Source organism: Nocardia sp. A7 (assembly GCF_046549215.1).
In the GTDB taxonomy this organism is placed as follows: Bacteria; Actinomycetota; Actinomycetes; order Mycobacteriales; family Mycobacteriaceae; genus Nocardia.
Window position 1 is genome coordinate 249176 of record NZ_JAJPWE010000005.1, and the last position, 22875, is coordinate 272050.

At 67.7% G+C, this 22875-nt stretch carries 21 protein-coding genes; 10 read left to right on the forward strand and 11 right to left on the reverse strand.

Features of this window, described 5'->3' with window-relative positions:
• Positions 1-31: 31 nt before the first annotated feature.
• The 7 genes from ACLJPD_RS26670 to ACLJPD_RS26700 form a co-directional block, all read right to left on the reverse strand.
• A complete protein-coding gene (locus ACLJPD_RS26670; RefSeq protein ID WP_410875797.1) occupies positions 32-1189 on the reverse strand; it encodes a CaiB/BaiF CoA transferase family protein in 1158 nt (385 codons plus the stop codon).
• Entirely contained in the window at positions 1186-3414 is a 2229-nt protein-coding gene (locus ACLJPD_RS26675; protein WP_410875799.1) for an acyl-CoA dehydrogenase, read from the reverse strand. The genes ACLJPD_RS26670 and ACLJPD_RS26675 overlap by 4 nt, the downstream gene beginning before the upstream one ends.
• Positions 3415-3416: 2 nt before the next feature.
• A complete protein-coding gene (locus tag ACLJPD_RS26680; RefSeq protein WP_410875801.1) occupies positions 3417-4295 on the reverse strand; it encodes an SDR family oxidoreductase in 879 nt (292 codons plus the stop codon).
• Between the two features lie 11 nt (positions 4296-4306).
• Positions 4307-5179, reverse strand: a complete 873-nt coding sequence (locus tag ACLJPD_RS26685) for a MaoC/PaaZ C-terminal domain-containing protein (protein WP_410875803.1) — start codon at positions 5177-5179, stop codon at positions 4307-4309.
• Positions 5176-5616: an SRPBCC family protein gene (locus tag ACLJPD_RS26690; RefSeq protein WP_410875805.1), complete on the reverse strand. Its 441-nt coding sequence runs from the start codon at positions 5614-5616 to the stop codon at positions 5176-5178. The genes ACLJPD_RS26685 and ACLJPD_RS26690 overlap by 4 nt, the downstream gene beginning before the upstream one ends.
• 34 nt (positions 5617-5650) lie before the next feature.
• On the reverse strand, positions 5651-6841 hold the full coding sequence (locus ACLJPD_RS26695) for a lipid-transfer protein (protein WP_410875807.1): 1191 nt from the start codon (positions 6839-6841) through the stop codon (positions 5651-5653).
• Between the two features lie 163 nt (positions 6842-7004).
• Positions 7005-7160 carry a hypothetical protein gene (locus tag ACLJPD_RS26700; protein WP_410875809.1) on the reverse strand — a complete coding sequence of 52 codons (156 nt, stop codon included), beginning with the start codon at positions 7158-7160 and terminating at the stop codon, positions 7005-7007.
• A gap of 430 nt (positions 7161-7590) precedes the next feature.
• On the opposite strand from ACLJPD_RS26700, the gene ACLJPD_RS26705 reads away from it, so the two are divergent.
• The 3 genes from ACLJPD_RS26705 to ACLJPD_RS26715 are packed head-to-tail and all read left to right on the forward strand — an operon-like array spanning position 7591 to position 10492.
• Complete coding sequence (locus ACLJPD_RS26705) at positions 7591-8838, forward strand: sensor histidine kinase (RefSeq protein WP_410875811.1); 1248 nt, start codon at positions 7591-7593, stop codon at positions 8836-8838.
• Positions 8838-9266 (forward strand): roadblock/LC7 domain-containing protein, encoded by a 429-nt coding sequence (locus tag ACLJPD_RS26710; protein WP_410875813.1) that lies wholly within the window; start codon positions 8838-8840, stop codon positions 9264-9266. Before ACLJPD_RS26705 ends, ACLJPD_RS26710 begins: the two co-directional genes overlap by 1 nt.
• Before the next feature lie 2 nt (positions 9267-9268).
• The gene (locus ACLJPD_RS26715; protein ID WP_410876318.1) at positions 9269-10492 is read left to right on the forward strand and encodes a cytochrome P450; all 1224 of its coding nucleotides are present in this window, start codon (positions 9269-9271) and stop codon (positions 10490-10492) included.
• Positions 10493-10540: 48 nt separating this feature from the next.
• Here ACLJPD_RS26715 and ACLJPD_RS26720 read toward each other — a convergent pair whose 3' ends face one another.
• Positions 10541-11743 (reverse strand): cytochrome P450 family protein, encoded by a 1203-nt coding sequence (locus ACLJPD_RS26720; protein ID WP_410876319.1) that lies wholly within the window; start codon positions 11741-11743, stop codon positions 10541-10543.
• 202 nt (positions 11744-11945) lie between these two features.
• Positions 11946-12245 (reverse strand): hypothetical protein, encoded by a 300-nt coding sequence (locus ACLJPD_RS26725; RefSeq protein ID WP_410875815.1) that lies wholly within the window; start codon positions 12243-12245, stop codon positions 11946-11948.
• Between the two features lie 195 nt (positions 12246-12440).
• Between ACLJPD_RS26725 and ACLJPD_RS26730 the strand changes: the two genes are divergently transcribed.
• Positions 12441-13238 (forward strand): SAM-dependent methyltransferase, encoded by a 798-nt coding sequence (locus tag ACLJPD_RS26730; RefSeq protein WP_410875817.1) that lies wholly within the window; start codon positions 12441-12443, stop codon positions 13236-13238.
• Between the two features lie 211 nt (positions 13239-13449).
• The gene (locus tag ACLJPD_RS26735) at positions 13450-14517 is read left to right on the forward strand and encodes an alpha/beta hydrolase (RefSeq protein ID WP_410875819.1); all 1068 of its coding nucleotides are present in this window, start codon (positions 13450-13452) and stop codon (positions 14515-14517) included.
• A 17-nt stretch (positions 14518-14534) separates the two neighbouring features.
• On the opposite strand, the gene ACLJPD_RS26740 is transcribed toward ACLJPD_RS26735, so the two are convergent.
• A complete protein-coding gene (locus tag ACLJPD_RS26740; protein ID WP_410875821.1) occupies positions 14535-15161 on the reverse strand; it encodes a TetR/AcrR family transcriptional regulator in 627 nt (208 codons plus the stop codon).
• A gap of 106 nt (positions 15162-15267) precedes the next feature.
• Between ACLJPD_RS26740 and ACLJPD_RS26745 the strand changes: the two genes are divergently transcribed.
• Positions 15268-17190, forward strand: coding sequence for an acyl-CoA dehydrogenase family protein (locus ACLJPD_RS26745; RefSeq protein ID WP_410875822.1), 1923 nt, complete (start codon positions 15268-15270; stop codon positions 17188-17190).
• Positions 17191-17206: 16 nt separating this feature from the next.
• Here ACLJPD_RS26745 and ACLJPD_RS26750 read toward each other — a convergent pair whose 3' ends face one another.
• Positions 17207-17914 carry a TetR/AcrR family transcriptional regulator gene (locus ACLJPD_RS26750; protein ID WP_410875824.1) on the reverse strand — a complete coding sequence of 236 codons (708 nt, stop codon included), beginning with the start codon at positions 17912-17914 and terminating at the stop codon, positions 17207-17209.
• 213 nt (positions 17915-18127) lie between these two features.
• Here ACLJPD_RS26750 and ACLJPD_RS26755 point away from each other — a divergent pair, with 213 nt between their 5' ends.
• The 4 genes from ACLJPD_RS26755 to ACLJPD_RS26770 are packed head-to-tail and all read left to right on the forward strand — an operon-like array spanning position 18128 to position 22853.
• Complete coding sequence (locus tag ACLJPD_RS26755) at positions 18128-19054, forward strand: alpha/beta fold hydrolase (protein WP_410875826.1); 927 nt, start codon at positions 18128-18130, stop codon at positions 19052-19054.
• A 21-nt stretch (positions 19055-19075) separates the two neighbouring features.
• Entirely contained in the window at positions 19076-20854 is a 1779-nt protein-coding gene (locus ACLJPD_RS26760; protein WP_410875828.1) for an N-acyl-D-amino-acid deacylase family protein, read from the forward strand.
• On the forward strand, positions 20851-21750 hold the full coding sequence (locus ACLJPD_RS26765; protein ID WP_410875829.1) for a metal-dependent hydrolase: 900 nt from the start codon (positions 20851-20853) through the stop codon (positions 21748-21750). The genes ACLJPD_RS26760 and ACLJPD_RS26765 overlap by 4 nt, the downstream gene beginning before the upstream one ends.
• Positions 21747-22853: a PDR/VanB family oxidoreductase gene (locus tag ACLJPD_RS26770; RefSeq protein ID WP_410875831.1), complete on the forward strand. Its 1107-nt coding sequence runs from the start codon at positions 21747-21749 to the stop codon at positions 22851-22853. Before ACLJPD_RS26765 ends, ACLJPD_RS26770 begins: the two co-directional genes overlap by 4 nt.
• The last annotated feature ends 22 nt before the right edge of the window (positions 22854-22875 follow it).

A 22875-nucleotide genomic window follows, 5' to 3' on the forward strand; every position in this document is an offset into this window, starting at 1 on the left:
GCAGCGGTGATCGGCGGGTGTCAGGCGGGCGTCAGGCGATCGCCCCGGCGCGGCGGAGACGGTCGGTGTCGTCGTCGCTGTAGCCGAGCTCGCGCAACACCGCACCGGTGTCGGCACCGGTGGTGCTGCCCGGGCGCGGCACCGGGGCGGGCGTGCGCTCGAACCGCGGGGCGGGCGCGGGCTGTCTGATGCCGCCGACCTCGACGAAGGTGTCGCGCGCCTTGTTGTGCGGGTGCTCGTGGGCTTGCCACGGCGAAAGTACCGGTGACACACAGGCATCCGAGTCCGCGAACACCGCAGCCCACTCGTCACGTGACTTGGTGGCGAACACCTCGGCCAGCGCTGTGCGTAGTTCCTCGGCGCTGTCGAGGTCGTACTGCGCGGGCAACTGCGCCGATGCCAGGCCGAGCCGGTCGAGCAGTTCGGCGTAGAAGTGCGGCTCGACCGCGCCGACCGCGACATATCCGCCGTCGGCGCAGCGGTAGGTGTCGTAGTAGGCGCCGCCGCCGTCGAGCAGGTTCTCACCCCGCTCGCCTTCCCACAGACCCGCGGCGTGCATGCCGTGCACGAAGGCCGTCAGCAGGGCCGCGCCGTCGACCATCGCGGCGTCGACCACCTGGCCCAGGCCCGATCGCGTCCGCTCCTGCAGCGCGGCGAGCACACCGACGACGAGCAGCATTCCGCCGCCGCCGAAGTCGCCGAGCAGGTTCACCGGCGGGGTCGGATTCTGCCCGGCCCGGCCGAGCAGATCCAGCGCGCCGGCGACCCCGATGTAGTTGATGTCGTGACCAGCGGCGTCGGCCAGTGGGCCGTCTTGGCCCCACCCGGTCATCCGGCCGTAGATCAGCCCGGGATTGCGGGCCGCGCAGACATCGGGACCGATGCCCATGCGTTCGGCCACGCCCGGCCGGAACCCTTCGACGAGAATGTCGGCGGTTTCGGCCAGGCGCAGGACGACCTCCCGGCCCTCGGTCGATTTCAGGTCCACCGCGATGGACGCGCGGCCGCGGTCGAGCACACCCGACGGGGCGAGCAGCCCGGCCGAGTCGCCGACCCGATCGACGCGGATCACCTCGGCGCCGAGATCGGCCAGCACCATGCACGCGAAGGGGCCCGGTGCGAGGCTGGCGATTTCGATCACCCGCAGACCGGCGAGCGGTCCGCTCGTCCGAGAGCCGGGAGTACTCACCCGTTCACCGCCGCGTCCCGTGGCAGGCCGAGCATCCGTTCACCGATGACATTGAGCTGGACCTCGGTGGTGCCGCCGTAGATGGTGGTGGCGCGGCCCGCGATCAGTTGTTCCATCGCGTGGTCGCTGCGCTCGCCGGGCACCGACACCACACCGGCGACGCCGAGTTCGGCCACAACGTACTCCGAAATCGCCTGTCCCAGTGCCATTCCCAGCAGTTTGCCGACGCTGGACGTGGTGGAGACGTCGATGCCGGACAGCTGCTTGAGGACCACCCGCGAACTGATCACGTCCACCGCTCGGCTCTCGGCCATGAGTTCGCCGAGCCGGTAGCGGGCCACCGGGGAGAGGTCACGGCCGATCGCGAAACGGAGCAGGTCGGTGTCGGTGGCGTAGGCCTCCATCTTCTGGCTCAGTGCCACGCGTTCACCCGCCAGGGTGGTGCGGGCCACGTGCCAGCCTTCATCGACCGCGCCGACCACGTTCTCGTCGGGGATGAACACGTCGTCGAGGAACACCTCGTTGAACAGTGCCGATCCGGTCATTTCCCGCAGGGGACGCACCGTGATACCGGGCGAGGACATGTCGAGCACGAAGTAGGTGATGCCTTCGTGTTTGGGCTTGTCGGGGCTGGTGCGCGCGATCAGCATCGCCCAGTCCGAGAACTGCGCGACCGTGGTCCAGATCTTCTGACCGCTCACCCGCCAGCCACCGTCGACCTTGGTGGCCTTGGTGGTCAGGCTCGCGAGGTCCGAGCCCGCGCCCGGTTCGCTGAAGAGCTGGCACCACACCAGTTCGCCGCGCAAGGTCGGCACGACCAGTTCTTGCTTCTGGCGGTCGTCGCCGTGCGGAACGATCGCGCCGACCGCCCAGGTGCCCATCAGCAACTGCGGCATCTGGATGCCGGAGGTCTTGATCTCCTGGGCGATCACCACCTGTTCGAGCGGCGCGGCCGAGCGACCATAGGGGCGGGGTAGGTGCGGCAGGTTCCAGCCGCCGTCACCGAGGGCCACTAGCTGGTCGTCCTCGTCGTCGATCGCCGCGATCTCGGCGAGCTCGGCCCGGACCGTGGCGCGGATCTGTTCGGCCTCGGCGGGCAGTTCCAGTTCGCTGGACAGGGCGAGCCCGGACAGCGCGTAACCGGCCACGGCTTCGGCCCGTTCGTCACGCGCACCGAGTTGTGCGCGCAGGGCGAGGGCGCGCCGGTAGGACAGGTGCGCGTCGTGCTCCCAGGTGAAGCCGATGCCACCGTGCACCTGGATGCACTCCTGGGCCACCTGCACCGCGGCATCCGGAATGATCAGCGCGGCGACGGCGGCCGCGTAGTCGGCGGTCTCGTCGTCGCGATCGAGGGCGAACGCGGCGTCCCACAGCACGGCCCGCGCCTTCTCCAGCGCGATGCCCATCTGTGCGCACTTGTGTTTGACGCCCTGGAACTGACCGATCGGCCGACCGAACTGCACGCGGGTCTTGGCGTACTCGGACGCGGTCGACACACACCACGACATCACGCCGACCGCCTCGGCGCCGAGCACCACCGCGGCCACCGAGCGCACCCGCGCCGCACTCACGTCGAGCACCCGGTCGGCCGTGACCTCGACCGAATCCGCCTGCAGCCGTGCCGAACCGCGCAGCACGTCGATGCCGTCCTGGGCGCTGATCGTCAGATCGATGTTCTCGAAGACGACCCACCGCTGTTCACCCGCCACCGTGACCGGCGCGATGACGACATCGGCCGACATCGCCCCGAGCACACCGTCGGCGGTGCCGCTGACGGTCACGGTGCCGTCGGTCAGCGTGCCGGTCAGGTTGGAGGTCAAGGCCACCGCACCGGTGCGCGACCCGTCCGCCAGCCCGGTGAGCCGAGCCAGGGCCGACTTGTCTTCGGCACCGGTGCCATGTGCGGCGGCCAGCACCGCACCGGCGAGCACGGTCGGCACGAACGGGCCGGTGTGCAGGCCACGTCCGAGCGGTTCGAGGGCGACTGCCAGCGTCAGCAGACCGGCGCCCTGACCGCCGAGGTCCTCGGCGATGTGCAGGCTCAGCAGATCCTGGGCGACGAGGGCGTCCCAGTACGGGAGAACCTTGCCCGCGTCGGTGGACTCCACGGCGGCCCGGACGACCTCGGACGTGATGGTCCGCTCGACGAAACCGGCGACCGCGTCGGCGAGGGCCAGGTGGTCCTCGCTGACACCGACGCCGAGCTCATAGCTGTTGCGCGCCATAACTAGTTTGTCTCTTTCAGCTGGGCGGCGACCTCGTCGATGGTCCACGGGCCGTCGGTCTCGACAGTGCGCACGTCGTGCCAACCGGCCAGTTCGACGATCGCACCGCCCTGCACGGCGAACACCTTGCCGGTGAGCGCGCAGTCGGCCGCGGCGAGATGGGCGACCAGCGGGGAGATATTGGCCGGGGAGAACGCGTCGAACTCACCCTCGGGCACCTCGGCCGCGAACAGTGCGCCCATACCGGGGGTGGCCAGGGTCAGGCGGGTGCGCGCGATCGGAGCGATCGCGTTGACGCGCACGCCGTAGCGTTCGAGTTCGTCAGCGGCGACCAGCGTCAGCGCGGCGATGCCCGCCTTGGCCGCGCCGTAGTTGCCCTGCCCCGCGTTGGGCATGAAGGTGCCAGAGGCCGAGGCGGTGTTGATCACCGAGGCCGACACCGGGGTACCGGCCTTGGACTGCGCCTTCCAGTACGCGGCGGCGTGGTGCAGAGTGGCCGCGTGGCCCTTGAGGTGCACCGCGATGACCGAGTCCCACTGCGACTCGTCCATGCCCGCGATGAACGCGTCGCGCAGGATGCCCGCGTTGTTCACCACGATGTCGAGCGTGCCGTATTCGCTGATCGCCTGGTCGACAAGGGCTTTCGCGCCGTCCCAGGTGGCGATGTTGTCGGTGTTGGCGACCGCGGTACCGCCGGCGGCGACGATCTCGTCGACCACCTGCTGGGCCGGGCCCGCGTCGGTGCCGCTGCCGTCGTTGGCGCCGCCGAGATCATTGACCACGACCTTGGCGCCTTCGCGGGCGAACAGCAGCGCGTGTTCGCGGCCGATGCCGCGACCGGCACCGGTGATGACCGCGACGCGACCCTCGAGTTTTCCCATGAGTGTGTCTCCTAGTTGATTTCGACGCGGCCGTCGGTGATCGCGATCTGGCCCGCGGCTTCGGTTTCGAAGGCGTAGGCCCGCACACCGGGATCAGCGGATTCGGTGGCCCAGAAGCTGGTGGTGATGTCCTGACCCGGCAGCACCGGCTTGGCGAAACGCACGGCCAACCTGCGCAGACGCGCGGTGTCACCGTCGGCGAGTTCGGTCAGCGCGGCCCACGAGGTGAACGCCATCGTGCACAGGCCGTGGTTGATGATGCCGGGCAGCCCTGCCATGCGGGCGATCTCGTCGTCGAGGTGGATCGGCATCGGATCGCCCGAGGCCGGTGAGTAGCGGAAGGTCTGGTCGTCGTCGATGTGGGCGGTGAGCTTCGCGGCCGGATCGCCTGCCCGATCCTCGTCGGTGATCCGGTGTGTGGGCGCGAGCTCCCCTTCCCCGGGACCGGCGTCGACCTTGCGGAAGAACGCGGTCATCCACTGCTCGTTGACGAGTTCGCCTGCCGCGTCACGGGTTTCGGCATAGATGACCACGGTCGAACCGTTCGGGCGACCCACGTAGCCGATCGGCTTGGCCCGCACCACGAGTTCGTCACCGGCCCGGATCGGCCGGTGGAACAGGAAGTCCTGCTCACCGTGGACCAGCTTCATCAGCAGCTCCACCGGGGCGACCGACAGCGCGGCGGGCGCCATCGAGGTGAACACCGGCACCACCGCGAATACCGGCGGCGCGATCTCACCCGACAGGTGCGCGGGGATCGGATCATTGGTCGCCGCGGCGTATTCCGCGATCCGTTCCGCCGTGACCGAGAACCGCTCTTCGTCGGTCCACTCCCCCAGGGCGGAGCCGTCGAAGACGACTCCGGCCGATTCCGGGGTGGTCATGCGGCCGAACCGACGAGCTCGGTGAACTTGTCCATCGACTCCTTCAGATCGGCTTCGGCGTGCTTGGCCACGGCCTTGCCGATCGGGCCGACGATCATCGCGCCCTTGAAACTCGCGTCGAACGCGGCCTCCGAGCCCGTGTCGGTTGCCTCCACCTTCAGCGCGAATTCGATGGTGACACCGGCCATTCCGGCGCCGGTGATGCGCAGGAACGAGTTCGGCACGACCTCGGCGACGGTCCACTCGATCTTGTTGGCCATGTTCATCACCGACACGACCTCGGTGAAACGCGCGCCCGCGGCGAGTTCGGCGGGCAGATCGCCGCGCCAGCCCTGGTGGATGGTCAGCCATTCCTCCCAGTTGGCGAGATCGCTGAGACGGGCCCAGGCCAGCTCGGGGGCGACGGGCAGGGCGGTGGAAACGGAGACAGATGCCATGGTGTTACTCCTGATGTGATCGGGTGGGCGAAGTTCAGCGGACGGCGGGACGGTAGGCGGTCACCACGACCGCGCCACCGAGACCGATGTTGTGCTGCAGGGCGATTCGCGCGTCGGTGACCTGGCGGGCGTCGGCATCGCCGCGCAGCTGCCAGGTGAGCTCGCTGCACTGGGCCAGGCCGGTCGCGCCGAGGGGGTGGCCCTTGGAGATCAGCCCGCCCGACGGGTTGACGACCCACTGGCCGCCGAAGGTGGTGGCGTTGTCGTCGACGAGTCGACCGCCCTCGCCCGGCGCGCACAGACCGAGTGCCTCGTAAGTCAGCAGTTCGTTGGTGGAGAAGCAGTCGTGCAGTTCGATGACGTCGATGTCGTCGGGGCCGATCCCGGCCTGCTCGTAGACCTTCAGCGCGGCGGTGCGCGACATGGAGGAGCCGACCAGGTTGATCGCGGTCGGGTCGGTGAAGGTGGACTTCAGGTCGGTGACCATGGCCTGCCCGACGATCTCGACCGCGCGGTCGGCCAGGTTGTGCCGGTCGACGAAGTCCTCGCTCGCGAGAATCACCGCACCCGAACCGTCCGAGGTCGGCGAGCACTGCAGTTTGGTGAGCGGGCCGTAGATCTGCTTGGCCTCGAGTACTTCTTCGAGGCTGTATTCCTTCTGGAACTGCGCGTACGGGTTGTTCACCGAGTGCTTGTGATTCTTCACGCCGATCTTGGCGAACTGCTCGGCGGTGGTGCCGTAGAGCTCCATGTGCTCCTTGCCGGCGGCACCGAACATGTACGGGGCGGGCGGCATCGCGAACTCCTGCAGTTCGGCCAGCGCCAGCAGGTGCTTCATCATCGGCTGCTCACGGTCGTCGTAGGTCGACCCGAGCGAGCCCTTCTGCATCTTCTCGAAACCCAGGGCGAGGGTGCACTCGGCCAGCCCGCCGCGAATCGCCTGTGCCGCGAGGTAGAGCGCGGTCGACCCGGTGGAGCAGTTGTTGTTGACGTTGACCACCGGAATGCCGGTGAGCCCCAGCTCGTAGACCGCGCGCTGGCCCGAGGTGGACTCGCCGTACACGTAACCGACGTAAGCCTGCTCGACCTGGTCATAGTCGATACCGGCGTCGGCGAGTGCCTTGGTCCCCGCCTCGCGGGCCATGTCCGGGTAGTCCCACTCCAGCGAACCCGGCTTCTCGAACTTCGTCATGCCGACGCCGACTACGAACACCTTCTGTGTCATGAACGCACTCCCGTGTGCCGTGTGTCCCGAATACCTGAGACACGGTGTCCATGTAATTTATGTTGGACACGGCGTCCAGGTCAATACCCCCGGGGAATTCCGCTCGAACACGACAGAGGCCGCACCGGAAACGGTGCGGCCTCTGTGGCTCGTGCTACGCGGTTCAGCTCTGCTGGCCGAACCTGCGCGGTTTCTTCGTGCCCATGATGTCGGTCCACCACGATTGCAGCGGGCTCGGTTCGGGCCAGTGGACGGTCGGTTCTTCTCCCTCGGGGTCGGCGGGTGTCAGATCGGAAGGGTCGTCGAGATCGCTGGTCATGCAGGCTCTTCCTCGGATCGTTCGACGGCGCCGCAGCGGGGAGACGAGAGAAGGAACGAGAGCCGTGACTCGGGGCCCGAGTGCGGCGACGACGCGCTGGTCACCGCTGGTCCGCGGCTGACCTGTATGTGCTCAACCGTACACGGCGAGGGTAAACCGGCGGTATCAATTCCACCGCCCCTACCACATTGCGAGTTACGTTCTGCGACAGCTCGTTTCGTGCACTCGGCGGTACGCACTGCTAACGTGTCTCCCGTCGCCGAGACGCCGGGCAGCGGGCCCGGATCGACCGGACTCACGCGCGCGGTGCCCGATGATGGTGCGGCGCAACAGTGGTGAGTATCGGACGGCGGTGAGAAGTCTCGTCGGAGAGACCGGCGAGGACCCGGCCACCACGGCTCTTCGGTCGGTACACACGACAAAGGAACCGATGACACCGACGCTCGCGGTCTTCTTGTTCTCCATCGCCACAGTGGTTCTGCTCGGCGCGGTTGCCGTCGCACTCCAGGCCCTGCGCAACGAACGTCAGGTCCGGGCCCGCCTGGTGGTCGCCGAGCGCGAACTCCAGGCCAAAGACGCGGCGATGGACCAGCTGTCACTCGCCCACGCCGATGAGTTGCGGGTGCGCGCACACGAGGCGGCACTGGCCGAGCAGGCGGCGCAAGAGCGCGTCGCGGCGCAGGTCGAAGCGGCGCAGGAGGCGACACGCGCCCAGGTCTCGGCCGACGCGCGCGCGGCCACCAGCAACGCGGTCCGCGCGTTCGGCACCACGGTGGTCAGTCTCGGCGCCGATGTGGGCCAGGTCGTGAGCAACGCGCTGCGGGAGAACCGCAACGACGAGGTCTACGCCACGCTGACCCGGATCGACCACACCGTCCAGCAGATGATCCGCCAGGCGCAGGCCTACGTCATCGTCTCGGGAGGGCTGCCCGGCCGACGCTGGCCACAGCAGACCGTGGGTGACGTGGTCGGCGGCGCTACCGGCCGCGTGCGTGACTACCTGCGCGTGCGGACAGGCCACTGCGAGCAGGTGGTGATCAGTCGGGCGGTCGAACCGCTCGTGCACACGGTCGCGACCCTGCTCGACAACGCGCTGCGCTACTCGCCGCCGTCGTCGTTCGTCGACATCTCCTACCAGCAGGGCCACCACGGCGTCACCGTGATCATCGACGACGCGGGCGTGCGGATGAGCGGGGAGCAGATGGAGGAGGCGCGCCAGGTGCTCTCGGGCGAGCGCGTGGTCGACATCAACGCGCTCGGCCCCGCACCGCGGGTCGGGTTCCCCGGTGTCGCCGCGCTCGCGCGCCGCTACGGCTTCGCCGCCTACGTCGACGGACCCAATATCTACGGCGGTACCAGGGCGATGGTGTTCGTGCCCGCGGCCCTGCTCGTCACCGCCACCGAGGTGCACCACCCCAAGCATGCCGAGGCACCGGAACCGGTGGCACCACAGGCTGTCGCCGCGGTCATCGCACCGGAGCCGGAGCCGGCGGTGGACGAGCACGAGCGCACCACCGGCGGGCTTCCCAAGCGCACACGCCGCGCCGTCACCCCCGCCGACGAGCGCGCCGACACCGGCGACGCGCTCGCCCGCCCCGAGCTCGCCGCGGCCTGGCACAGCGGCTCCCGACACGGCCGCGCCGCGGCCGCGCGTTCCACGAAAGGGCAGGACAGCTGATGAGTTACCCGATCGCGAACAGCACCAACCACCTCGGGTGGCTGCTCGACGACCTGACACTCGACGGCGTCCGGTTCGCGGTGTTGTTATCCGAGGACGGCCTGCGGGTGGCGCACTCCGGCGACATCAGCACCGATGACGCGGAGCGTTTCGCGGCCGCCGCGTGCGGGCTGCGCTCGCTGGGCAAGGTACTCGGCGAGTTCTGCGGCGGACTCGCGAACACGGTGCGCCAGAACATGACCGAGTACGACGAGGGCATGGTCCTGATCACGGCCGCGGGCGCGGGCACCCTGCTCGGCGTCGCCACGACCCCCGAGGTGGACCTCGCGCTGGTCGCCCATCGCATGAACGAGCTGGCCGCCAGGGTCGGCCACGAACTCGGCGCGTCGCCGAGGCACCGATCCTCGACTCAGGAGTACAGGCTGTGACACTGGATGTTTCGCCCGATTCGCGCAGCGGCCAGGATCGGGTGCCGCTGTACTCGGCCGAGTTCGCGGCCGACCCGCAGGGCACCTACCGCGAGATGCGGCACCGCTTCGGTTCGCTGGTGCCCGTCGACCTGGTGCCCGGTGTCCCCGCCACTCTCGTGATCGGTTACCGCACCGCGGTACAGATTCTCAACGATCCCGACCACTTCCCCGCCGACCCGCGGATGTGGGAGCGCGACATTCCCGCCGACTGCCCGATTCTGCCGATGATGCGCTACCGCCCCAACGCGATTCGGACCTCGGGCATGGAGCACACGCGGCACCGGCAGGTCACGGTCGCGGGTCTGGCGGGTGTCGACCTGTACCAGCTGCATCGCACCGTCGAGCAGATCGCGATGCCGGTGATCAACTCCTTCTGCGCGGATGGCAGCGCGGATCTGTTGAGCCAGTACGCCTTTCCCGTCATCTTCGCCACCATCAACGCGATGCTCGGTGTCCCCGCAGGCATCGGCGGGCGGGTGGCGACCGGGATGGCGCAGATGTTCGAGGGCGGCGACACCGCGGCCACCGGCACGCAGATGATGGAGGACGCGCTCTACGACCTCGTGCGGCTCAAGCGCGCCGAGCCCGGCGACGATGTGACGACCCGGTTGGTGCAGCATTCCCAGCAGCTCACCGACGAAGAGTTGATGAACCAGGTGCTCACGATGTACGGCGCGGGGATCGAGCCGATGCTCAATCTGATCCTCAACACGGTTCGGCTGATGCTCACCGACCAGCGTTTCGCGGGCAGCCTGCTCGGCGGCAGCCTGTCCACCCGCGACGCACTCGACGAGGTGCTCTACACCGACCCACCGATGGCCAACTTCTGCACCACCTACCCGCGTCAACCGATCCTGGTCGACGATGTGTGGCTGCCCGCGCATCAGCCGGTCGTCATCAGCATGGCCGCGTGCAACAACGATCCCGCGATCGGGACCGGCGATTTCCTCGACAACCGCGCGCACCTGGCGTGGAGTACCGGCCCGCACGGCTGCCCGGCGAAATCCCCGGCCTACCTGATCGCCCAGGAGGCCATCGACCAACTCCTGGACGCGCTACCGGAACTCGAGCTCGCGGTGCCCGCGGACGAACTGGTCTGGCGGCCGGGCCCTTTCCACCGGGCGCTGGCCGGGCTGCCGGTGGTGTTCCCCAGCACTCGCCCGCTGGTGGTGCCCGGCAATTGAGGCACCTGCTCGGCCGACCACGAACAGTCGGCCGAGCGGGTTCGCCCGTTATGCGCCGTGCACGTAGGCGGGCAGGTGGTGGTGACCGTTGGAGATGAAGCTGGGCACCGTGCCGAGCTCGGTCGTCGGCACGGCCAGCTTCAGGTCGGGGAACCGCTCGAACAGTGCGGGCAGCGACACCAGGGCCTCGAGCCGGGCCAGTGGCGCACCGAGGCAGTGGTGCGCCCCGTAACCGAACGCCATGTGTGACTGGTTCTTTCGCGTGGGATCGAACTCGTCGGCGGTCTCGCCGTGCAGCTTCGGATCGCGCGCAGCAGCGGCGTAGCTCGCCAGAATCGGGTCGCCCTTGGCGATGCGCACACCGTCGATCTCGATGTCGTCCACCGCGAAACGCAACGGCAGATGTGCGACCGGCGACTCGAAACGCAGTGTCTCCTCGACCAGGTCGGGCCAGGTGATCGCGCCCGCGCGCACGCGCTCGAGCACATCGGGGCGGGTGAGCAGCGCGGTGATGGCCTGGTCGAGCAGGTTCACGGTGGTCTCGTGCCCCGCCGAGATCACCAGCAGCAGGGTACCGACGAGTTCCTCCTCGGTGAGCGCGCCCTCCTCGTCGTCGTGCTGGGCGATCAGCAGGCTGGTGATGTCGTCACCGGGCTGTTCGCGCCGCAACGCCACCAGCTCACCGAGGATGCGGTACATCTCCATGTAGTTGGCCTGCGACTGCTCCGGGGTGAGCGTGGTGTCGAAGATGCCGTCGACACAGGTGCGCAGGCCCGGGTTCAGTGATTCCGGTACCCCCATCAGCTCCGAGATCACCTGGATCGGCAGCGGATACGCGAAGTGCTCGCGCAGGTCGACGGGCTGACCGGCCGGGGTCTCGGCCAGCGCGTCGAGCAGCTCGGTAGTGATCCGCTCGACCTGTGCGCGCATGGCCTCGGTGCGCCGCGCGGTGAAGGCGGGCGCCACCAACTTGCGCAGCCTGCGGTGATCGGGGCCGTACGCGGTGAACATGTTGGGCGCCGCGACCCACAGGTACAGCGGCCAATCCGGGGGAACCTCACCGGCGACGAACGCGGGCCAGTGCTGGCTCGCGTCCTTGGATACCCGGGGATCGATGAGCAGTTTCTCCAGCAGCGCGGCATCGGTGATCGACCACGCCTGCACCCCGCCCGGCAGTTCGACCCTGGTGGCGGGACCGTGTGCCCTGATCTCGACGTTCTCACCCTGAATGTTCTGCCCAGTCGGATCCATTACGACCCGATTCGTCACCGTCTCCACTGTGAAACCTCTCGATCACCCGGTGTCCCGCGGACCCCGGTTATCCGCGATCGCGACGAAACATCTTGCTGGACTAACCCTTACGGTCCGTTAGCGATGCTACCGGCCGAACGTGGCTGTCGCAGTGAACACTTGAAATGGGTGACGCACAGTGAGATCGAACTATCGCCGGGTGTCACTTGGGCACGAGCACACCCGTCAGATCAGCTTCCCGGATGGGGGTGTCCGGGTTGGCCTGCGCGCCACACATCAGATCGATGGCGGCGACGGACAGGTCGATGGTGTTCGGATCCGGCTTCGCCTCGTCCCCCCGCTCCTGTTCGAGGAACTTGGTCACCGTGACCCGCCGGTCCTCCGAGGACTGGGCAGTGTATTCGCTACACGGCGTATCGCCGCCCTTGTTGACCGCCTTCTCCACCTGGTCGCAACCGGTGCCGAGGACGGCGAGCGCGGCCGCGGTGAGCGCGGTTGCCACAACATTTCTGCGCAGAGTAGTCATGTAGCGGACTTACCCGATTTCGGCCGATGAACGCAGCTGTGAGGGATCACTGATTGCCCCGCCCGTTTTGCCGCCAATCTTGTACTGTCGCAAACAGATCAGATGCTATGCCACTGGTGGTTGCCCCGTGGGTGGGGTGCGCCACTGTCGAGTTGCAGAGGAGCAAGGCTCATGGCCGACGTGCAGACACCCGTGATCAGGACCGATATCCCCCATTCCGCACGAATCTGGAACTACTGGATGGGCGGTAAGGACCACTACGAGATCGACAAGATCGCCGGCGACGCCGGACTGGCGGTCGACCCGGACATTTCCACCATGGCCGTGCAGTCCCGGCAGTTTCTGATCAGGGCCGTCCGCTTCTTGGCGAAGGAACGCGGCATCAAGCAGTTCCTCGACATCGGCACCGGGCTGCCCACGATGCAGAACACCCACGAGGTCGCCCAGGGCGTCACACCCGAGGCCCGCGTGGTCTACGTGGACAACGACCCGCTGGTGCTCACCCACGCGCGCGCGCTGCTGACCAGCACCACCGATGAAGGTGTCACCACCTACATCGAGTCCGACTTCCACGAGCCGGAACAGATCGTCGCCGACGCGCGCAACGTGCTGAACTTCAACGAACCGATCGCGGTGATGTTCATGGGCGTGCTCGGCCACGCCAAAACCTACGACGAGCTGCTGCGCATCGTAGGAACCGTGCTCGGCGCGGTGCCGTCGGGCAGCTACCTGATCATGTGGGACGGCACCGACGACAGCCAGGCCTACGTCACCCTGTGCGAGAACTACACCGGCACCGGCGGCACACCGTACATCCCGCGTACGCAGGCCCAGATCCTCGGCGCCTTCGACGGCCTGGAACTGGTCGAACCGGGCTTCACCTCGATCACCGAGTGGCGCGCGGAGACCGCCGAGGTCGGCGAGGTCCGCCCGATCTCGGCCTACGGCGGAGTCGCCCGTAAACCCTGATCGACGTCGCGAACGGCAGCGGTCCGCCGCTGCCGCCGACCATACGAGTACGCCCCGTTCGATCCGTTGTCGAACGGGGCGTCGACGTGTTCCGGTCGCCCCCGGGCCGTGGTCCAGCTGCGGATTCGGCGTAATCTTCGAGAACGGATAAGCTGATACAGGGAGTTACAGTTAGTTTTCTCCTGCCGTCGCGACATATCCGGAGAATTGCATGGGTCCCCTGTCGGTTGCACTGAGCAACGTGGTCGCGCTGTTCGGTGACGGCGTCGAGCCGTACACACCGACGCCGTCGGACATCGTCTACGACGAACCGCACCGTCGGCTGCTGCGCTACCGGCGCTCCACCCCCGCCACGGGCGATCCCGTCCTGCTCGTGCCCCCGTTAGCAGTCACCATTTCCTGCTACGACATGCGTCCCAGCCAGAGCCTGGTGCGATTTCTGCTCGAACTGGGGCGCGAGGTCTATGTGCTCGACTACGGCGAGATAACCTACGCGGACCGCGACCTCGGCTTCGAGGAGTGGGTCGATGACATCGTGCCGACGGCGATCGAGGCGGTCAGCGCGGACAACGAGCACTCCCCCGTCGACCTGATCGGCTGGTCGTTCGGTGGCACCATCAGTGTGCTCACCGCCGCGGGGCACGCCGACCTGCCGATCGGGTCGGTCACCGCGGTGGGAACCCCGTTCGATCAGCGCCGCAACGGTCAGATCTCGTTGGCCCGCAGGTTCGGACAGCTCACCGGCGGCCGCGGGGTCACCGCGGCGATCCGGGCCGCAGGCGGCGTGCCGAAATACGGTGTGCGAGTGGGTTTTCGCATCCAGTCCATCGACCGCGAGCTCACCAAACCGTGGTACATCGTCCGCAATATCGCCGACACCGAGGCACTGGCCCGCATGCAATCGGTGGATCGGTTCATGGACACCATGCCCGGCTACCCGGGCCGGTTCTATCGTCAGGCCTACCGGCAGCTGATCATCCGCAACGAAATGTTCAAGGGCACAGTGCATTTGGGGCCGAATCGGGCGATCGACCTGACCGGGCTCACCGCGCCGACGCAGCTGATCGGCGGCACCAAGGACGCGCTGGCCTCATCGGCGTCCGTCGCGGCGGGCACCGGAGTCCTCACCAACGCGTCAGAGGTTCGCTTCACCGAGGTCCCGGGCAGCCACCTCGGCATCATCGCGGGGCCGACCGCCCGCGACACCACCTGGGCGACGATCGCGGAGTTCCTCGACAGCGTGCGCTCGGCCACCCGGACACCTTCGCCCACGCACTGATCCCTACGGCGCGGACATCACGCACCGCGCATGGCGCGATAGACGGCCGAGCCGACGAAAGCACCGAGGTCATCGGGATTCCACTCGTCCTGGTGGGCAAACAGAGTGCGGACCGCGCTTTCGGCCGCCGAGACCCATAACTCCACCAGTGCGGGCAATTTGCGCTCGGCGTCGTCGATACCCCAGGCCAGCAGGGTCGGACGCAGCAACGCTGTGCAGCGCTCGACCGCCAGCCGTCGACCACGTCCGAAGGAACCCGCGACCGCCGGATCGGGGTTGCCGTAGATCAGTCGCCACGCGTCGGGTCGCTCGGCGGCCTTGTGCAGCAGCGTGCGGAAACCCTCGACGAACACCGTCTCGTCGGCATCGGTCGCGCGCGGTGGCAGCACGTCGAGAACACCGGAGATCAGGAAACTCTCCTCGCGCTGGATCAGCGCGTCGATCAGTTCGACCCGATCGGGGAAGCAGGCGTAGATCACCGGGCGGGTGACCTTCATGTAATCGGCGACCGCGCCCATGGTGACCGCGGCGACGCCGTCGTCGGCGGCGATGGCGAGTGCCGCGTCGAGCACCTGCGGCCTGCGCCGCTCCGGGCCCAGATGCGCGGCCCGCCCCCGCCGCTGCACTGCCGTCTCGCTACCCATGCGCCCACAATAGCAACCCACCCGGTGTTCCTACATCGGTGTACGAAAATGCTACAGTGGCGAATGAACCGTCCGGCCGTGCCGGACGCCCGCAGGAGGAGCGAGGATGCCCCAGGATTTCTTCAACCCGAACACCGCCGACTTCGCGCCGTTCGATCCGGCGACGCGCAGGCTGTTGCGCGCGACGGTCGACTGGTTCGAGTCGCGCGGCAAGACCCAACTGCTCGACGACGACCGGTCCCGCGTCTGGCCGTCGGATTTCCTCGACTTCGTGAAGAGCCAGCGCCTGTTCGCCACCTTCCTCACCCCGGCAGCCGAGGCAGGCGGTGACCCGGACAAGCGCTGGGACACCTCGCGCAACGCCGTGCTGAGCCAGATCTTCGGCTTCTACGGGATGACCTACTGGTACATCTGGCAGGTCACCATCCTGGGCCTGGGCCCGATCTGGCAGAGCGACAACGCCGTAGCCAAGAAGAAGGCCGCCGCACAGCTCGATTCCGGTGAGATCTTCGCGTTCGGGCTGTCGGAGCGCGAACACGGCGCCGACGTGTACTCCACCGACATGATCGTCGACCCGCAGCCCGACGGCGGTTACACCGCGACCGGCGGCAAGTACTACATCGGCAACGGCAACCTGGCCTCGATGGTCTCGGTCTTCGGGCGCCGTTCGGACAAGCCGATCATCGACAGTGCCGCGGCCCTGCGGGGCAAGCCGACGCAGGAGGATTACGAGGGGTATCTCTTCTTCGTCGCCGATTCCCAGCACGACGCGTACAAGCTGCGCAAGAATGTCGTCAACAGCCAGATCTATGTCGCGGCTTTCGAACTCGAGAACTATCCCGTCGCCGAGCAGGACATCCTGCACCGCGGCGAGGACGCGTTCCACGCCGCGATGAACACCGTCAACGTGGGCAAGTTCAATCTCGGCTTCGGCGCGATCGGCGCCTGCGAGCACTCCTTCCACGAGGCGATCAACCACGCCGAGAACCGAATTCTGTTCGGGCACAAGGTCACCGAGTTCCCTCAGGTGCGGGCGCTGATCACCGATTCCTACGCGCGCATCGCCGCGATGAAGCTCTACAGCGCACGCGCGGTGGACTACATGCGGTCGGCATCGGCGGACGATCGTCGCTACCTGCTGTTCAACGCCATCGAGAAGATGTCGGTGACCCGGCAGGGACAGCGCGTGATCGAGGACCTCGCCGACGTGATCGCCGCGCGTGGGTTCGAGAACGACATGTACTTCCCGGTCGCGATGACGGCCATGTTCGGCCTGCCGCGACTCGAGGGCACCGTCCACGTCAACATGGCGCTGTCGCTGAAGTTCATGGCCAACTACATGTTCCACCCCGCCGATGCCGGCCTGGCCGCGATGCGGTCGCTCCCGGGCGCCTCGGTGGCGTCCAAGGGCACCACCCGTGCGGTCGCCGGGGCGCTGAGCTGGTCGAGTCGCAAGCTCACCCCGCGCCTCGGCGCGGTCGTGAAGCCGCTGCGGGCCGAATTCGCCAGTGCCGCATACGCTCCGGTGCCCTCGCGCCACGACACCGCCGACGACGAATTCCTGTTCCGGCAGGGCCCGAGCAGCGGCCTCGGCCGGATTCGCTTCGCGGACTGGCGACCGGTCTTCGAGAGCTTCGGCGACGTGGCGAACGTGGCGGTGTTCCTCGAGCAGGTGCTCGCGCTACAGGCCCTGCTCGCGGTCGCCGCACCGACGTCGTCGCAGCAGCAGGACGTGGACTTCCTGTTCGCGTTCGGTGAGCTGTTCACCGCGGTGCCCTACGCGCAACTGGTGCTGGAGCAAGCGGTCATCGACGGCACCGACCCGGCGGTCATCGATCAGATCTTCGACGGCTTCGTCCGCAGCTTCTCCGCGAATGCGCTCACCTTGCACAACAAGCCGACCGCCACCCCCACCCAACAGCGCCGGGCCCTCGACCTGGTCCGCCGACCGGTCTTCGACGACGCTCGTTTCGAGCGCGTCCTCGGCAAGGCGCGCGATCTGGCCGGGACGTACGAGATGAAGGCCTGACCCGGCACAACGGGCGTCAGTCGAGCGGCGGCGCGTTTTCTGTGATGATGGCCAACGTCGCCGCCACCGACATGTCGGGCTCGATGACGACGCCCTTCTCGCGGAGAAAGCCGTCGAACAGCTGGACGACGGCATTGGTCGTCCGATCGACGAACAGTGCCGTCGGCTCCGGCAGCGGGACGGGATCGGTGTCGAGCCACAGGTCGGTGACGGCCATGACGAAACCGACGATCCCGCGCAGCAGATGGTCGATACCGTCGGTATCGAGCGCGACCGAAGACAGCACGCTGCGGCTGCGCTCGGCCAGATCACGGGAGAGGCGCCGACCGATGTCCAAGGGCCGCGCAGCCGGGTCGGCGCTCGAGACGCTCTGGGTGAGGACGAGAAACCGGAACACATCGGGATGCTCGGCGATGACCCCGGCGTAGGCGGTGAGGAACCGATGGATCGTGGCCCGTGGTGGCTGCATGATCAGCGAAAGATCCGGCGCGACGGCCGAGTAGATTTGCGCGACAAGCCAATCCGAGACCGCACCGTCGAGCTCGGATTTGTCGGCGAACATGCGGTACAGACGCGGTTTGGCCACGCCCATCTCCCTGGCCAGCGTCTCCATGCTCACCTGGGGTCCGTCGCGGTCGATACACCGCACCGCACCGGCGATGACCTGTTCACGGGTGAGCGACCGCACGGGTGACCGGCGAACCGGTCTCGACGATGTAGTCACAGTGTTCTCCCTGTCCGCCCTGCGCGTACGGCCAGGATAGCGGCGTAGGGCGAGCGGTCCGCCACCGTGTTCGCGAGCGGACAAGCACCCCTCATTGACAGCGGTCGACCAGATCATCAAGATATTCTGGTACCACGCGTATCAATAATCGGTACCGTCGGTACTATCGAGTCTGCACGGGGCAACGTCGCCCTGTGCCGGAAGGAGTCTCGTATGACGCGCGAAACCGGCAACCACACGCTCGGGGCAGCGTCATCCAGAACACATCTGGTGCGCAACGGCGACATCTCGCTCGCGGTCCATGAATTCGGCCCCGAAGACGGCATCCCGGTTGTCCTCGTCCACGGTTGGCCCGACACTCACCATCTCTGGGACGGCGTCGTTCCACTGCTGTCGGACAAATATCGAGTGATCTCCTACGACACCCGCGGTTACGGGGAGTCCAGCGCGCCGACGCAGGTCTCGGCCTACCAGCTGAGCAAGCTCGCGACCGACTTCTTCGCTGTGGTGGAGGCCGTGAGCCCCACCGAACCCGTGCACGTCGTGGCCCACGACTGGGGCTCGGTCCAGGTCTGGGAAGCGGTATGTGAGCCCGGCGCGGACCAGTACGTCGCGTCGTTCACCTCGATCTCGGGCCCGAACCTCGACCACCTGGCCACCTGGATGCGTCGCGGGGTGGCATCGGGAACCCCGCGCGGGATCTGGGGCACGCTCAGCCAGTGTCTGTCCTCGGCCTACACCACCTTCTTCATGCTGCCGATCCTGCCGGACTTGCTCTTCCGGCTCGTCGGCACCGAGAAGAGCTGGAAGCTGTTCCTTCGCCTGGTCGAGGGCACGCCCGCCGAGCAGATCTCGCTGGCACCGACCTTGACACAGGACATGATCTCGGGGCTGCGCTTCTACAAGGCCAACATCCTCGCCCGCATGTTCGGGCCACGGGAACGACGCACCACGGTCCCGGTGCAGTTGCTCGTGAACACCCGTGACATCGCCGTGCGCCCCGCGGGCTACGACGACACCGCACAGTGGGCCGACCAGGTCGTCCGCCACGACCTGCCACGCGGGCACTGGCTGCCCTACTCCGACCCCGCCGCGATCGCCGAATATGCCGACACGTTCATCCAGGCCCAGCCCAAGTAACGACCAGGGAGCGAAAAGCCCATGCTCGACTTCGACATCGTCATTACCGACGGTCGCTGGTTCGACGGCACCGGAGCCGCGTCCGCACAGCGCACCATCGGCATCCGCGACGGCATCGTCGAGGCGATCTCCGCCGACCCACTGCCGATCGGCGCCGACACCGAGGTGATCGACGCCGCGGGCAAATGGGTGCTGCCCGGCTTCGTCGACGTCCACACCCACTACGACGCGGAAATTCTGATCAAGCCCGAATTGTCGGAGTCGCTGCGCCACGGCGTCACCACGGTCGTCGTCGGCAACTGCTCGTTGTCGACGGTCCTTGCCTCCAACGCCGACTGCGCGGATCTGTTCAGTCGCGTCGAGGCCGTGCCTCGCGACGCGGTGCACGCAGCCCTCGACGAGCACCGCACCTGGTCGGATCCGGGCGAGTACGCCAAGGCGCTGGACGCGCTGCCGTTGGGCCCCAATGTCGCCGCGTTCCTCGGGCACTCCGATCTGCGCACGCATGTGCTCGGGCTCGGCCGCGCGGTCACCCGCGACACCGAACCCACCGCCGCCGAGATCGAGCAGATGACCACCCTGCTCGACGCCGCGGTAGACGCAGGCTTCCTCGGGCTGTCGTCGATGACGAACACACTCGACAAGATCGACGGCGACGAATATCGGTCGCGCTCGCTCCCCTCGACCTACACCCGAGGGAAAGAGGTGCGTGCGCTCAACAAGGTGCTGCGTCGGCGTGGCCGGATCCTGCAGAGCGCGCCGACGGTCAGCCTCAACCCCAACATCGCCATGTTCTTCCTTGCCAGTTCCGGTATCGGCCGAGCAAGGCTGCGCACCTCGCTGCTGTCGGCGGCTGACTCGAAGGCCTACCCGCCACTGGTGTGGTTCATGCTCTACGCCGCGCCGCTGCTGAATCGCTTCGCCCGCACCGACTTCCGGTGGCAACACCTGCCTGTGCCGTTCACCGTCTACGCCGACGGCATCGACCTGGTGGTGTTCGAGGAGTTCGGCGCCGGTGCCGCTGCCCTGCATCTGAAGGATCAGGTCGAACGCAACGAGCTGCTCCAGAGCGAACCGTACCGTCGCTGGTTCCGCAAGCAGTACGACAACAAGTTCACCCCGCGCATCTGGCACCGGAACTTCTTCGACGCCGAGATCATCGCCTGCCCTGATGAATCGGTGGTCGGCAAGTCGATCGGGCAGGTCGGCAAGGACCGTGGCCTGCATCCGGTCGACGCCTACCTCGACATGGTCGTCGAATACGGCCCCGCGCTGCGCTGGCGCACCACGATCGCCAACGATCGCCCCGAATACCTGAACAAGCTCGCCGCCAGCCCCGGCGTGCAGATGGGCTTCGGCGACGCGGGCGCCCACCTGCGCAACATGTCGTTCTACAACTTCCCGCTGCGGCTGCTCGAAAGGGTGCTGCGGGCACAGGAATCCGGCAAGCCGTTTCTGAGCATCGAACGTGCCGTCCACCGGCTCACCGGTGAGCTCGCCGACTGGTATCAGATCGACGCCGGTCACCTGCGCGAAGGAAATCGCGCCGACCTGGTCGTCATCGACCCGGCCGGCCTCGACGACGAGGTGCACCAGCTCCACGAGGCACCGCTGCCCGAATTCGGGCTCGATCGCATGGTCAACCGCAACGACCGCGCGGTCGTCGCGACAGTGGTCAACGGCCGCCGGGTCTTCGGCGCAGGCGAGATGACCCCCGGCATCGGCGCGGACTGGGGAACCGGCCGGTTCCTGCGCGCGGGCCATCACAGCTCCGCTCCCCTCGCACAGGAGGTCCGATGAAACTCCCGTTCCGTCGCCCGCGCAGGACCGTGCGTAACCCTGACGTCGCCTTGCAGGCGCGCAATGTGCAGTTCGACTGGACCTCGGCACCCCTGCACTGGATGCCGTCCGAGCCGATCGCCTCACACCTGGTGAACTCGCTGAACCTGCTGCTGCCAGAAGGCGAGCGGATGTTCTGCGCCGCCTATCGCGACGCGCTGCCCTACGTGCGTGACGCGAAGGTGCGCGAGGACATGCTCGGGTTCATCGGCCAGGAGTCGATGCACGCGCAAACCCATGCCAAGGTCCTGGACCAGGTGTTCACCGCCCACCGCATCGACACCGCGCCCTACACCCGTCAGATGGAGTACGTCTTCCGCAACTCGCTCGGCGCGCGCGAGGGCAGCCCGCAAGCGGCGCAGACCCGCCTGGTCGAACGGTTGACGTTCATCGCCAGCCTCGAACACTTCTTCGCCTGGCTCGGTGACTGGATTCTCAACGCCGACCTGGAATCCCACGGTGCCGAACCACGCGTGCTCGACCTGTTCCGCTGGCACGGCGCCGAGGAGGTCGAACATCGCAGTGTCGCCCATGATGTCGCCATCTACTTCGGCGCAGGCTATCTGCGGCGTGCGGCGATGATGCTGATCGTCATCCCGATTCTGCTGAGTCTGCTCGTGCGCGGCACCAAGTTTCTGGTCAATCAGGATCCCGAACTGCCGAACATGGGCTATCCCACGCTGGTCCGGAAGATCCTCGGGGCGATGTGGCGTGGCGCGCTACCGGGTATTCCGGCGCTGCTGATCAGTGCCGGGTCCACGTTCAATCCGCGCTACGACCCGGCGAACGTCGGCTCGACCGAACAGGCGATCGCCTATCTGGCCAAGTCACCGGCGGCCAGGGCGGCGGGACAATGACCGTGCATCCGGCGCCCCTGGTGATCCCGCCTGACCTGTACGGCAAGCACGAGCAGGATCCGACCACCAAAGCGATCGCCGCCGTGGCCAACCTGCGGATTCGCTGGTCGACGTTGATCAATCGCCGCCCCCTCCGCACCAGGGCTGACGACGCCCGCTTCCCGGTGGTCGTCACCGACCGCGTGCTGGTGGCCGAGGATCAGGCTGTCATCAATCTGGGACTGCGCGCGCCCGACGGGTCTGCGCTGCCCCGGTGGGCGCCGGGCGCGCACATCGACATCGAACTCCCGTCCGGGCGCCTACGGCAGTACTCGCTGTGTGGCGACCCGGCCGACACCGGGGAATACCGCATCGCGGTGCGCCGCATTCCGCACGGTGGCGGCGGGTCGATCGAGGTCAACGACGAGCTGCCCGTCGGCACCGCGGTGGTGATCCGCGGGCCACGCAACGCGTTCCCGTTCGCACCCCCTGGGCGCGGCTCGTCGGCCAAACGCCTGCACTTCGTCGCGGGCGGCATCGGCATCACCCCGATCCTGGCGATGGCGCGTGCCGCCGACCGGCTCGGTATCGCCTGGACCCTGGTTTATTGCGGGCGCAGCCGCGACACCCTGCCGTTCCTGGACGAGCTCGCCGAACTCTGCGGCCACGTGCTGGTGCGGACCGACGACGAGCACGGAACACCCAGTGCCGCAGACCTTCTCGACGGTGTCGACCACGACACGGCGATCTACTGCTGCGGACCGACCCCCATGACAGCCGCCCTCGCCGCCGCCGTGCGCACGATGCCCGGCATCGAGTTCCACTCCGAAAGGTTCTCCCCCGCACCGGTGGTCGACGGCACCGCGTTCGAGGTGGAATTGGCGAGCACCGGCGAAGTCGTCCCGGTCGCCGCCGACCAGACCATGCTCGACGCCCTGTTGAAGGTTCGCCCCGACCAGCCCTACTCGTGTCGCCAGGGCTTCTGCCGCACCTGCGTCGTCCGCGTCACAGACGGCACCCCCGACCACCGCGACGGCGCGCTGACCCCCGAGGAACACGACGCCGGGGTGACCCTGGCCTGTGTCTCACGTTGCGCGGGAAAACGCCTGGTCCTGGACCTCTGAGCCCGAGCACGCCCAACCCTCC